The 13343-nt window shown below is 69.5% G+C and carries 5 protein-coding genes; 3 read left to right on the top strand and 2 right to left on the bottom strand.

Going from position 1 to position 13343, the window contains the following annotated elements; translation table 11 throughout:
• Positions 1 to 47: 47 nt before the first annotated feature.
• Positions 48 to 536 carry a DUF485 domain-containing protein gene (locus ACZ9QC_RS25255; RefSeq protein WP_472915208.1) on the bottom strand — a complete coding sequence of 163 codons (489 nt, stop codon included), beginning with the start codon at positions 534 to 536 and terminating at the stop codon, positions 48 to 50.
• A 361-nt stretch (positions 537 to 897) separates the two neighbouring features.
• On the opposite strand from ACZ9QC_RS25255, the gene ACZ9QC_RS25260 reads away from it, so the two are divergent.
• From ACZ9QC_RS25260 to ACZ9QC_RS25270, 3 genes are all read left to right on the top strand, one after another.
• Entirely contained in the window at positions 898 to 4560 is a 3663-nt protein-coding gene (locus ACZ9QC_RS25260; RefSeq protein WP_472915209.1) for a LamG-like jellyroll fold domain-containing protein, read from the top strand.
• 120 nt (positions 4561 to 4680) lie between these two features.
• Positions 4681 to 11229: a polymorphic toxin type 30 domain-containing protein gene (locus ACZ9QC_RS25265; protein ID WP_472915210.1), complete on the top strand. Its 6549-nt coding sequence runs from the start codon at positions 4681 to 4683 to the stop codon at positions 11227 to 11229.
• A gap of 12 nt (positions 11230 to 11241) precedes the next feature.
• Positions 11242 to 11586, top strand: coding sequence for a hypothetical protein (locus ACZ9QC_RS25270; RefSeq protein WP_472915211.1), 345 nt, complete (start codon positions 11242 to 11244; stop codon positions 11584 to 11586).
• An 80-nt stretch (positions 11587 to 11666) separates the two neighbouring features.
• Here ACZ9QC_RS25270 and ACZ9QC_RS25275 read toward each other — a convergent pair whose 3' ends face one another.
• The gene (locus tag ACZ9QC_RS25275; protein ID WP_472921800.1) at positions 11667 to 13172 is read right to left on the bottom strand and encodes an MFS transporter; all 1506 of its coding nucleotides are present in this window, start codon (positions 13170 to 13172) and stop codon (positions 11667 to 11669) included.
• Positions 13173 to 13343 lie beyond the last annotated feature (171 nt).

Raw genomic sequence — 13343 nt, forward strand, 5'->3', positions numbered from 1 at the left:
GGGGAGGGCCGTGGGCGTGGGGGCGGTGGTGAGAGCGGTGGTGACGGTCATCGGACGGCCCCCCGCCTCGCGTCGACCGCCGCCAGTTCGCGGATGCGGTCGGCCAGCGGGTCGACGCGCAGGCGTGCCGTGTGCTCGTAGAGCCAGATGGCGAGGCAGGTCACCGGTACCTGGAGGAGGCCGAGCAGCAGGCCCGTGGAGAGTCCGCCGCTGACCTCGCTCGTCATGAACGAGGGGGCGAACGCGGACAGCAGCAGGAACAGCACGAAGTAGCCGAGAGCCGTCAGGGTCGCCACCCGTCGCTGCCAGCGGTAGGCGCCGCGCAGTACCCGCAGGTCGCTGTGGTGGCCGGGGGAGGGGTGGCGCGGGGCGTCCTGGGGCGGCTGCTGTTCCGGTTCCTGGGGGACCCAGGGATAGGTCTGGTACGAGGGGGACGAGTACGAGGGGGACGAGGTGTGCGGCGGGTACGGGCGATGCTGCGGGGACGGGTTCGGGTGTGGGGTTCGGTGCGGGGGTGACGAGAACGGGTCGGTCATCCCTTGGTCTCCTTGCGCGGCTCGGGTCCGGGTGCGGACCGCAGGGAGGGGGGCGGGCGTGAACGCTACTCGTGGGTTCGGTTGAACGCGAGCCTTTCGGCAAACTGATCGGTCGGTATGCGCTTACTTGGAGGATCTGGCCCTGACCTGGGGTGTTACCCGGATTAACTCAGGTTTTTGAACGAGGGTCAGACGGGGACTGTGGGGCTGCTGTGCGCACTGTGTGAGATGTGCCTCACGGATCGCCACTTGGTCAACAAAACGACACTGGTTAACCTCCCTTCGACCACGAATAACCAAAAAATAAAAAGCGGGGGGAAGAGTGCGACGACACAGTCGCAGTCGAGCCATGCGCGGAGCGATGACCGTCGCGTCCGCGGTGCTCGTGCTGGCCGGCGGACTACAAGCCGCTCCGGCGCAGGCGACGGGCACGGACCAGGACACGGGGAACAAGAACACGGGGAACACCGGCCGGACGGCCGACGACGGGGCACGGGGCAAGGACTTCTGGGAGGACGACGAGCTGCCGGCCGCCACGGCCGAGGCACGCGCCTCCGAGCGGGCCGTCGCCTCCGGAAAATCCGTCACCGTCGACGAGTTGACGTCGTCGACCAGCAGGGTCGTCGCCCATCCCGACGGCACCTTCACCGCCGAGACGGCGACCTCGCCCGAACGCGTCCGCAAGGACGGCGAGTGGACCGCCATCGACACGACGCTCGTCACCCGGGCAGACGGCTCCCTCGCGCCACGCGCCGCCGAGGACATCCGTTTCTCCGGCGGCGGCACCGGCGAACCGCTCGCCCGGATGGTGCTGGCGGGCAAGGAGTACGCGGTCTCCTCCCCGTGGGAGCTGCCGAAGCCGGAGGTCGACGGCTCGTCGGCGGTGTACCGGTCGGTGCTGCCCGACGTGGACCTCGCCGTGCAGGCCCACTCGGACGGGTTCACCTACCACCTCGTGGTCCACAGCCGTGAGGCCGCCGCCGACCCGGCCCTGCGGGAGGTGAGTTTCCCCGTCGAGACCGAGGGGCTGTCCGTGCGCCCGGACGACTCCGGGGCCGCCTCGTTCGTGGACGCCTCGGGGCACGCGGTCGTCTCCAGCGGCTCGGCGCTGATGTGGGACGCGGGCAGCGAGGCGAAGCCGTCGGCGGACTCCCCGGTGCGGAAGACCTCGTCGGCCGGGAAGAACTCCGCGCCCGGCACGGCCTCTTCGGCCTCTTCGGCCGCCGCGACCTCCTCGGCATCGTCGTCGGGCTCCGCCGAGGCCGTCGCCGACGCGCTCAGCGCCGACGCCACCTCCCGTACGGCCGTCATGGACACGGCCGTCACCGACGACACCCTGACCGTCGTCCCCGACCAGGACTTCCTGACCGACCGGGACACCACCTACCCGGTGGTCATCGACCCGCCCGCGGTCAAGGCGACCCTGACGGGCTGGACGGCGCTGTGGTCGGACTCGCCGGGCACCAGCTTCTGGAAGACCAAACACGCCCTCGGTGTGGGCTACGACGCGTTCGTGGACAACAAGAAGTCCCGCTCGCTGTTCCAGTTCGACACCCGCAGGGTGGCCGGCAAGAAGATCCTCAACGCCACCTTCACGGCGTACGCGATCTGGTCGGCCAACTGTGACAAGCGCGACGTCCACCTGTACCGCACCAGCCAGATCTCCTCGTCCACCACCTGGAACTCGCAGGAGCGGTCGCTCAAGTGGCACGCGAAGGTCGACACGGTCTCCGCCGCCAAGGGGCACTCCGTGGACTGCAAGGACGGTGACATCGAGTTCGACGCCACCGCGGCCGTCGCGCACACCGCCAAGGCCAAGGACACGCTGACCACGCTCGGGCTGCGCGCCGACGAGGGCGACCCGATCGCCTGGAAGCAGTTCATGTCGCCGCTGGACCCGGACGCCACCGCCGCGCGCAAGCCCCGGCTGTCCATCACCTACGTCACCCCGCCGAACAGCAAGCCGTCGTCGGTGAAGATGTCCGACCCGAAGATCGCCTGCTCGGCCTCCTCGGCACCCGCGCAGATCCGGGACGCCACGCCCCGGCTGACCGCGACGCCCACGTCCAGCGACGCCTCCAACGCCTCGCTGCGCCCCCACTTCGAGCTCTACAAGGGCAGTTCGACCACGGCGACCTCGCTGAAGCCGACCACCTGGACGGACAGCGGCACGGCCGGCACCTCCCTCACCGCGACCCTGGACGAGAAGGTCACGTACAAGTTCCGGGCCCGCACCGAGTACAAGTACACCTGGAAGGGCGACACCCACTCCCTCTACGGGCCGTGGTCGGGCTACTGCTACTTCACGGTGGACTCCAAGGGTCCGCTCCTGCCGAAGGTCTCCTCGACCGTCTACAAGGAGTGCGCGGGCACCAGTTGTGACGCCGCCGACCCGGAGCAGGGCAGCGTCGGCATGACCGCCGGCTTCAAGGTCGAGGGCGGCGCGGGCGATGTACGCCGCTACGACTGGTGGCTCAACGGCGTGAAGCTCGGCAGCAAGTCGTTCACCGCCAACACCCCCACGTACGAGATCGAGGCCGCGCCCGACAAGCGGCTCACCAACACCCTGCGCGTGCAGACGTACGACGGGGCGGGCAACGCCAGCCCGCACGCCGACTACCAGTTCCGGGTGGCCAAGGGCTCCGACCCGGTCGCGAGCTGGAAGTTCGACGACGGCGGCGGGACGACCGCCGCGGACTCCTCCGGCAACAACCGCACGCTCACCCTGACGTCGACGACCTGGACGGACAAGGCACGCCTCGGCGGCGGGCTGCGCACCGCGGGCGTCGGCGGACAGGGCGGTGTCACCGCGTCCACCGTGCTCGACACCACCAACAGCTTCGCCGTCGGCGGCTGGGTACGGCTGACCTCCAAGGACCACATCTCCACAGTGGCCACCCAGAGCGGCACCCGCGCGGGCGCCTTCCAGCTGTACTTCTCGCAGTCGCTGGACCGCTGGGTCTTCAACCGGTACGCCACCGACGCCGACGAGCCGACGATCGTGCGCGCCCAGTCCAAGAAGCCGCCGGTGGTGGGCGCGTGGACCCATGTCATGGGCGTCTACGACCACAACAGGAAGCAGATCAGGCTCTACGTCAACGGACAGCTCCAGGCGGCCACCGAGTTCACCACGCCGTGGGCGGCCAAGGGCACCTTCGAGGTCGGCCGGATGAAGGCGAGCGGCCGGTACTCGTCGTGGTTCGAGGGCGACCTCGACCACATCCAGGTCTGGAACCGCGTGGTCTTCGACCACGAGATGGGCGCGATCGCCAACGCCGAGAACCCGGCCACCGGGCAGACCCAGCCCGCGCTGCTCGCCAACTGGGGCTTCGACGAGACCTCCGGCACCGTCGCGGCCGACGCCACCGGCCGGGGCCACGGCCTGACCCTCGAACAGGGCGCGGCCTTCGCCACCACCGACGACCCCGCCCACGGCAGTGTCCTGGAGCTCGACGCCGCCCAGTACTCGCGGGCCACCTCGCCCGTGTCCCTGGACGAGTCCGGCAGCTACACCCTGGCCGGCTGGGTCGACCTGGCCGCCCAGTCGCGGCTGGAGAACCTCGACATCGCCCACTCGCCGACCGTCTTCTCCCACCCGGGCGCCGAACGGAACTCCTTCCGCCTCTGGTACCGGCAGCCGGAGGGCCAGAGCGTCGGCGACTGGAACTTCGGGCGGTACGAGACGGACGTCCTGCTCGGCCCGGCCGCGACGGTCACCTCCGACGAGGTCAACGCGCCCGGCGGCTGGGTGCACGTCGTCGCCGTCTTCGACTCGGTGAACAGCTCCATCAAGCTGTACGTCTCCGGGCAGCGGCAGGGCGACGAGGACGGTGTGCTCAGCGAGGACACCTACCAGCCCGCCGGGCCGCTGATGGTCGGTGGTTCACGCCGCCACGACAACGGTGAATGGGGCAACCCGCTGCCCGGCCGCCTCGACGACCTGCGTGTCTACGCGGGCGTGCTGTCCGACGCGGAGATCACGCAGCTGGCGACGGTGGACGAGCCGCCGGTGCCGATCGAGTAGCGCCGCGCGCACCTCCTGACTCCGGTGCGCCACGACTCTCCACGGCGTGCCGGGCCTCGGCCCGGCACGCCCCCGACCCTCTTCTCTTTCCTCATCCCTTCATCCAGGAGAACCCCTCACGTGTTGTCCAGGAACAGCTCACTGCTGCCCGAAAGCTGGGCATGGAGCAGAGCGGGCCGGCGCCGGCTGGCGTCCGTCGTGCTGCCCGTGTCCATGGCGGTCGTCGCCACGCTGCTGAGCGCCGCCCCGGCGCTCGCCGCCGACGACGAGCGCGCCCACACCGCCCTGCAGAAGGCCAAGTACGGCAAGGCCCAGCCCTTCGACCCGAAGGTCACCAAGGTCAAGGACCCGACCGTGGCCGCCGCGCGCGAGACGCTCGCGAAGGCCCGCGCGAAGGTGACGTGGCCGGACGAGTCCGCCGTGACGGTGAAGCCGTCCAAGCCGTCCAAGCGGTCCGGGGCGTCCGGGGCGTCCGACCCCTCCAAGGCGTCCGACCCGTCCGAGGCCGCCAAGACGTCCTCGTCGGTTCGAGGGGCGAAGGCCGCCGGGAGCGAGGCCCGGGCGCCGCAGGTGCGGGTCCTCGGCCGCAAGGCCACCGGTCGACTCGGCATCGACGGCCTGGTGTTCACCGTCTCCGGCGGCGACGGCACCAAGGCCGCCACCACCGTCGACTACAGCTCCTTCGCCGACGCCTACAGCGGCAACTGGTCCTCCCGGCTGCGTCTCGTCCAGCTCCCCGCGTGCGCCCTGAGCACGCCGGAGAAGGCGGAGTGCCGCAGGACCACACCGGTCGCGTCCGAGAACGACGCCGAGGCGGAGACGGTGACGGCCCAGGTCGCCCCGCCGAAGGCCAAGGTGGGCGGGGCCGCGAAGCCCGCCGCCCTGGTGATGGCCCTGTCCGCCGCGGCCGGCTCCGACCAGGGCACCTACGAGGCCACGCCGCTGGCGGCGTCCTCCACCTGGTCGGCCGGCGGTTCCAACGGCGACTTCACCTGGAACTACCCGCTGGAGACCCCGCCGGCGCCGGCCGGTCCGGCGCCCAACCTGTCCATCGGCTACTCCGCGCAGAGCGTGGACGGCCGTACCTCCTCCACCAGCGCGCAGTCGTCCTGGATCGGTGAGGGCTTCGACCTGTCGACCTCGTACGTCGAGCGGGCGTACGGCAGTTGTGAGGACGACGGCCAGGACAAGAAGTACGACCAGTGCTGGAAGGAGGACAACGCCTCCCTCGTCCTCAACGGCAAGTCCACGCCGCTGGTCAAGGGCTCCGACGGCAAGTGGCGGCCCAAGAGCGACGACGGCGAGCGGATCGTCCACGACACCGGCGCGGCCAACGGCGACGACGGCGACACCGGGGACAAGGGCGACAAGGGCGAGTTCTGGACGGTCACCTCGACCGACGGCACCCAGTACGTCTTCGGCAAGAACCGGCTGCCCGGCTGGAGTTCGGGCAAGCCGGAGACCAACTCGGTGTGGACGCTGCCGGTCTTCGGCGACGACTCCGGCGAGCCCGGCTACTCCTCCGGCGACTCCTTCTCCGGCCGCGCCAAGACGCAGGCCTGGCGGTGGAACCTCGACTACGTCGTGGACCCGCACGGCAACGTCATGACGTACTGGTACGACAAGGAGCTCAACCACTACGCCAAGAACGGCACCACCGGCAACGGCACCGCGTACGTCCGGGGCGGCTGGCTCAAGCGCATCGACTACGGCCAGCGCACCGACACCATCTTCTCCACCACCCAGCCGGCCGCGGCCCGGGTGAAGTTCACGGTCGCCGAGCGCTGCCTTCCCGTCTCCGGCGGCGAGAGCTGCGGCTCGCTCACCTCGTCCAACCGCAACGCCTGGCCGGACGTCCCGTTCGACCAGATCTGCGCCGCCGACAAGCCCTGCACCGACCAGCCCAGCCCGTCGTTCTTCACCCGCAAGCGGCTGACCGACGTCACCACCCAGGTGTACGACGGTGCCGGCAGCGCCGAGAGCGACTACCGCGCGGTCAACGCCTGGCACCTGGGGCAGACCTTCCCCGACCCGGGCGACGGCTCCGACGCCGGCCTGTGGCTGGACTCCATCAAGCGCACCGGCAAGGTGGGCGGGGACGCCTCCCTGCCCGCGGTCACCTTCAGCGGCGTCCAGCTGCACAACCGTGTCGACCGTACCGGTGACGACGTCGCCCCCTTCATCAAGTGGCGCGTCCGTTCGGTCCTCTCGGAGACCGGCTCCAAGCTGACGGTGAACTACTCCAAGGAGGACTGCGTCGCCGGCAGCGACGTCCCCTCCGACCTGGACTCCAACACCCGCCGCTGCTACCCGGTCAAGTGGATCCCGCCGTCCAACCCGACGCCGGGCACCGACCCCAAGCCGCGCACCGACTTCTTCCACAAGTACGTCGTCACCCAGGTCACCGAGTCCGACCCGTACGGCGGCGCCCCGCTGAAGCAGACGGACTACACCTACAGCGGCGGCGGCGCGTGGGCGTTCGACGACGAGTCGCCCATCACCCAGGCCAAGTACCGCACCTGGAACATCTGGCGCGGCTACCAGAAGGTCACCACGACCACCGGCGAGCCCTCCGGCACCCGCTCGAAGTCGACGACCCTCTACTACCGGGGCATGGACGGCGACAAGCAGTCCGGGGACACCACCCGCAAGGAGACCGTCACCGACTCCACGGGCAAGACGGTGACGGACTCCGAGCAGTTCGCCGGCCAGGCCCGTGAGCAGATCACGTACAACGGCGTCGACGGCCCCGAGACCAGCGGCACCGTCAACACCCCCTGGTCCCGCACGACCGCCACGGACAAGCACTCCTACGGCACGGTCAACGCGTACATGGTCCGCACCGCCTCCACCGTCACCCGCACCCCGGTGACCGGCGGCACCACGCTGACCTCCACCAAGTCGACGACGTACGACCCGACGAGCGGTCTCGCCCTGAAGGAGGAGACCGACGCGGCCGGCGAGAAGGACTGCGTCGTCACGGAGTACGCCACCAACGAGACGGCGTGGATCCTGTCCCTGCCGAAGCGGGTGGAGAAGGTCTCCACGTCCTGCGACGCCACACCGAAGCGGACGAACGACCCGAAGACGACCGATGTGATCTCGGACGTCCGCACCTCGTACGACGACCAGGCCTATGGCAGGGCCCCGACGAGGGGTCTCGCGACCCGCGAGGAACGGGTCACGGGTTACAAGGCCGACGGCTCCGCGGTGCTGCAGACGGTCACGACCAGCAAGCACGACGCTCTGGGGCGGGTGACCGACAGCTGGGACACCCACGGCACCAGGATGAAGCACACCGAGTACACCCCGGCGGCCGGCGGACCGCTTACCAGGACGGTCGAGACCAACGCGCTGGAGCACACGGTCACCACGGACCTCGCGCCGGAGTGGGGAGTGAACCTCTCCACCACCGACCCGAACGGCAATCGGACAGAGATGGCCTACGACGCGCTCGGCCGCCTCACCGACGTCTGGCTCGCCGACCGGAACCGGTCCGCCGACCAGGCCCCCAACCAGAAGTTCGAGTACAAGGTCCAGAACACCGCCGCGTCCTGGGTCGCCACCAAGGCGATGCGCAACGACGGCAAGACGTACGACACCCGTTACGCCATCTACGACTCGCTGCTGCGTCTGCGTCAGACCCAGACACCCGCCGCGACGGGGACAGGCCGGGTGATCACCGAGACGAAGTACGACACCCGTGGTCTGGAGGTCGCGGCCGTCTCCGACTACGTGGACACCAAGGCGCCCTCCGGAGAGCTGGCCGATCTGCTGACCGCCGCACCGGCCGGAACCGCGGTCGAGTACGACGGAGCGGGCCGGCCCGTGGTGGAGAAGATCCTCGTCAACGACAAGGAGTTCTCCCGCACCAAGCACACCTACCTGGGCGACACCACCGTCGTGGAGCCGCCCGTCGGCGCGTCAGCCGTACGGCAGAAGGTGGACGCACGCGGCCGGCTCGTCGAGAAGCTGGAGTACGACGGAAACACGGCCGGGGGCGGCTTCACCCGGCTCACCTACGGCTACGACCACGCCGACCGGCTCACCAGCGTCAAGGACGACGACGGCAACACCTGGACGTACGGCTTCGACTTCCTGGGCCGTGAGACCAGCGCGAGCGATCCCGACGCGGGAGCGACCTCCTCCGAGTACAACGACCTCGACCAGGTCGTCGCGACCACGGACGCGCGGAAAAAGACCATCGGCTACACCTACGACCTGCTGGGCCGCTCGACGGGCAAGCTCGACGGCCAGGTCGCCGTGGTCGACGGCAAGCCCGCTCCCGACGACACCAAGTACCTGGCGCGCTGGACGTACGACTCCATCGCCAAGGGGCAGCTCACGTCGTCGATCCGGTACGTCGGCGGCAAGTCCGGCAACGTCTACGCCTCCACCAACGCCAAGTACGACAAGGTCTACCGCGTCCTGAGCGAGCAGTACACCGTCAGTAAGGCCGAGGGCGACCTGGCCGGCGCAAGTGGTGTGTACACGATCACCAACGAATTCAACCTCGACGGCACACAGAAGAAGCGCACCATCCCCGCCATGGGCGGTCTGGCCCAGGAGGTCCTGGAGTACGGATACACGGAGAAGGGATCACCCGACACGCTCCAGGGTCTCACCGGCATCGTCCAGAACACGGACTACCTGCCGGCCGGCGAACAGATCCGCGTGACGCTCGGCGTGTCGTCCACGGCGAAGTGGACGGAGATCAACCGGAGTTACGAGACCGGCACCAAGCGACTGGCCCGTCAGAACGTCGTCTCCGAGACCAACTCCGGCACCGACTCGGACGTGTACTACCGCTACGACCTCTCCGGTAACCCCGTGGAGGTCGAGGACAGGGCCACCAGCCCCAGTGACCGGCAGTGCTTCACCTTCGACGGCCACCGCCGGCTGAAGGCCGCCTGGGCCACGACCGCCGACTGCGCCACGGCTCCCACCAGGACCAACGTCGGTGGACCGGCTCCGTACTGGCAGTCGTTCTCCTTCGACGCGGCCGGCAACCGCAAGTCGGTCACCAACCATCTGACGTCGCAGACGACGTCGTACCAGTACAAGACCGCCGACCAGCCGCGTCCGCACGCCCTGGCCTCGACCGAGACCAAGAACGCGGCCGGGACCGTCACCGCCGAGTCCGGGTACACCTATGACCCGTCGGGCAACGCCATCACCCGTACGACGGGCGGGAAGACGCAGAGACTCGACTGGAACACGGAGGGCAAGCTCGACAAGGTCACCGAGGCCGACGGCACCACCACCGAATACCTGAACGACGCCGGCGGCAACCGCCTGATCCGCCGGGACAAGACCGGTACCACGCTGTACCTGGGCGAGACGGAACTGCGCCTCGACAAGGCGAGCGGCAAGGTCGAGGCCACCCGCTACTACGGTCATGCCGGGCAGACGGTGGCGGTCCGCACGACGGCTGGGCTCACCTGGATCGCCAGTGACCACAACGGCACGGCGAGCGTGCAGGTCGACGCGGTGACCCAGGCTGTCACGCGCAGACACATGACCCCCTTCGGCGAGGCCCGAGGGACGGCGGCGAAGTCCTGGGTGGGTGACCGGGGATTCGTGGGAGGCACCCAGGACCCGACGGGTCTCACTCATCTGGGGGCACGCGAGTACGACCCGGCCACAGGGCGGTTCATCAGCGTCGACCCCGTGGCCGACGTCACCGATCCGCAGCAGATCAACGGCTACGCGTACAGCAACAACAACCCCGTCACCTTCGCCGACCCGGACGGGAAGTTCTTCGGTGCGATCTTCGCCTTGATCCGGGCCATCGTCCGCATCATCGTCGCGGTGATCAACTACCTGCGCTGGCGGGCCGCCTCCTCCTCGCAGTCCGGCGGGATGTCCACCATGGGCAGCGCCAACTACGCGAGCAGCGGTGGGACCGGCACGGACTGTTCCGCCACGTACCCGGCATACAAGCCCGGCTGCAACACCAATGTGGAACCGGAGGACCCGCGCGCGGAGGGCTCGTTCAAGGACAGCCTGGGAGGCATCGGCCACAACCTGGTGTCGGGCTTCGAGGCCATGTCCAACTTCAGCCCCGTGTGCTGGTTCGAGGACTGCAGCGGTGGCACCGACATGTACGACGACTTCGTCGAGAAGCACGGCGTCGACACCGACTCGCAGGCCTACGACTCCGGGGACAAGGCGGCCGAGGCGGCGGGCTTCGCGACGGGAGGCATCGGGTTCCTGAGGTCGCTCGCGAAGAAGCTGTTCAAGAACACGAGCAAGAAGGCGCCCAAGGGCGACGTGCCCCAGGCGAAGGCCGCGACCAGGATCAAGGACGGGGGCTGGGACCTCCAGGGCGGCGCCGACCCGCTCAGCATCGTTCCCAAGAACGCCACTCCGGAGACGTGGACGCAGATTCCGGGCGGTGCGGCGAAGGGCGCCAAGTGGAAGTGGACGGATCCGGTGACCGGCAAGACGGTACGTCTCCGCGTGCACAGCGCGGACCCCAGCGCGCCGGCCGGCAGCAACGCGGCCAAGGGCGACATCGTCCGTATCCAGATCGGAAATCAGTTCCAGGACGTCACCGGTAAGCTCTACCACAAGAACATCCACAAACCGGCCAGCCCGAATTACAGTGCAGCCGCCGCGAACGCGACGCATATTCCCTGGCCCAGTCAGCACAAGCTGCCGTACTGATCGGAGAGCGCGATGGGTATCGGCAACAGAAGACTGGCCGAGTTGATCAGGGAGCTGGTCAGCGACGACGGACGGCTGCGCGAGACCGGCAGTGACCGTGTCGAGGACTGGATGAATTCCTACTCCCCGAAAGAGGCGAGGTTCATCGCCGAGACACTGGCGCTCATGGCGTCCTTCGAGGAGTCACGGGAGTGCCTGGAAGCTCAGCTCCACGCCCTGTCCGAGTTGGACACCGCCGACCTGATCGGCGTTGCGGACCTGACTCCGCTCCGGGACATTCCCGACGCTCGCGTTCACGTCGAGCACCGGGAGTATCTGGAGGATCTCGCCCCCTATCTCGAAAAGGGAGCGGAATAGCCAGGAGGTTCGGGACGACAAACCGTAAGTGAGATGTGCGGGGCGGACACGCGTCATGGCGTGCCCGCCCCGCGCCGTGCTCAGTCCTTCAGCACCGGAAACCTCCGAGGCGCCAGCACCAGCAGCACCAGCAGTGCCGCCACCGCCGCGCACCCCGCTCCCAGGTAGACCGCGTGGACCGCGTCCGCGATCGCGTGGCGGTACGGCTCGGCCGCCGCTCCGGTGCCGAGGCCGTGGGTGACGGCGTCGAGGTTGCCCGAGCCGCCCAGCCGGGACGCCAGCACCCCGTTCGCGACCGCCCCGAACACCGCCGCGCCCAGGGTCTGCCCGGTCTGGCGGCAGAACAGGATCGAGGCGGTGGCGGTGCCCCGCTCCTCCCACTCCACCGACGACTGCACGCCGATGATCAGCGGCAGTTGGAAGAGCCCCAGCGCTGCGCCCAGCAGGAGCATCAGCAGCGTCGGTTGCCAGGGTTCGCCGGGGTAGGGGAGGAAGGCGAACGAGAAGAGGGCGAGCGCGGCGACGGTGATCCCGAGGACCGACGTGTTCCGGAAGCCGATACGGCGGTAGACGTGCTGGCTCAGGGCCGCCGACAACGGCCAGGTCAGCGTCCAGACCGAGACCAGGAAACCGGCGGCCAACGGCGCCAGGCCCAGTACGGACTGGGCGTAGGTCGCGAGGAACACCGTGGGCGCGACCATCAACAGGCCGAGCGCGCCGAGCGCCAGGTTCACCGCCGCGATCGTGCGCCGGCGCCACACCCAGCCCGGGATGATCGGCTCGGCGGCCCGGCGTTCGACCAGCACCAGCACGCCGATCAGGCCGACTCCCGTGCCCAGCAGCGTGATCGAGGGCCAGGAGAGCCAGGGCCAGGCCACCCCGCCCTGCACCAGCGCCGTCAGCAGGGCCCCTCCGCAGGCGAGGATCGTCAGGGCGCCCGCCCAGTCGACCCGGGGCCGGCTGCCCGTCGACTCCCTGGGCGGCTCGTGCAGATGGCGGACCAGCAGCCACAACGCCACCGCGCCGAGCGGCAGGTTGATGAGGAAGATCCAGCGCCAGTCCGCGTAGGCGGCCAGCACACCGCCCACGCCGGGGCCCGCCACCGCCGACACCGCCCACACCGTGGACAGTCTGGCCTGGATCTTCGGTCGTTCCTCCAGTGGGTACAGGTCCGCCGCCAGCGTCTGCACCGTGCCCGCGAGGGCGCCGCCGCCGAGGCCCTGGACGATCCGGAAGGCAATCAGGGCGGCCATGTTCCAGGCCAGCGCGCACAGCAGCGAGCCCAGCAGGAACACGGCGGCGCCCACGACGAGGACCGGCTTGCGGCCGAAGGTGTCGGAGAGCCTGCCGTAGACCGGGAGGGTGACGGTGGCGGCGAGCAGATAGCCGGAGAAGAGCCAGGAGAAGACGGAGAAGCCGCCGAGGTCGGCGACGATCTGCGGGACGGCGATCGAGACGATCGTGGCGTCCAGCGCGGCCAGCCCCATGGCCAGCATCAGTGCGACGGTGACGGCTCTTCGGCGGCCGGTCCCTCCGGTCGGCTGTCGGGCTAGTTCGGTGGGTTGTCGGGCTCGTTCGGTTGGCAGTCCGGTTCCTTCGGTTGGCAGTCCGGCTCTGCCGGTGGGTTGTCCGGCCCCTGCGGCAGGCAGTTCGGTCCCTGCGGCAGGCAGCCCGACTCCTCCGGTCGGCTGTCCGGCCCGTTCGGTGGGCTGGCCGATCGCTCCGGCGGGCTGTTGGGGTCCTCCGACGGGCTGCCC

Source organism: Streptomyces sp. HUAS MS02 (assembly GCF_055702265.1).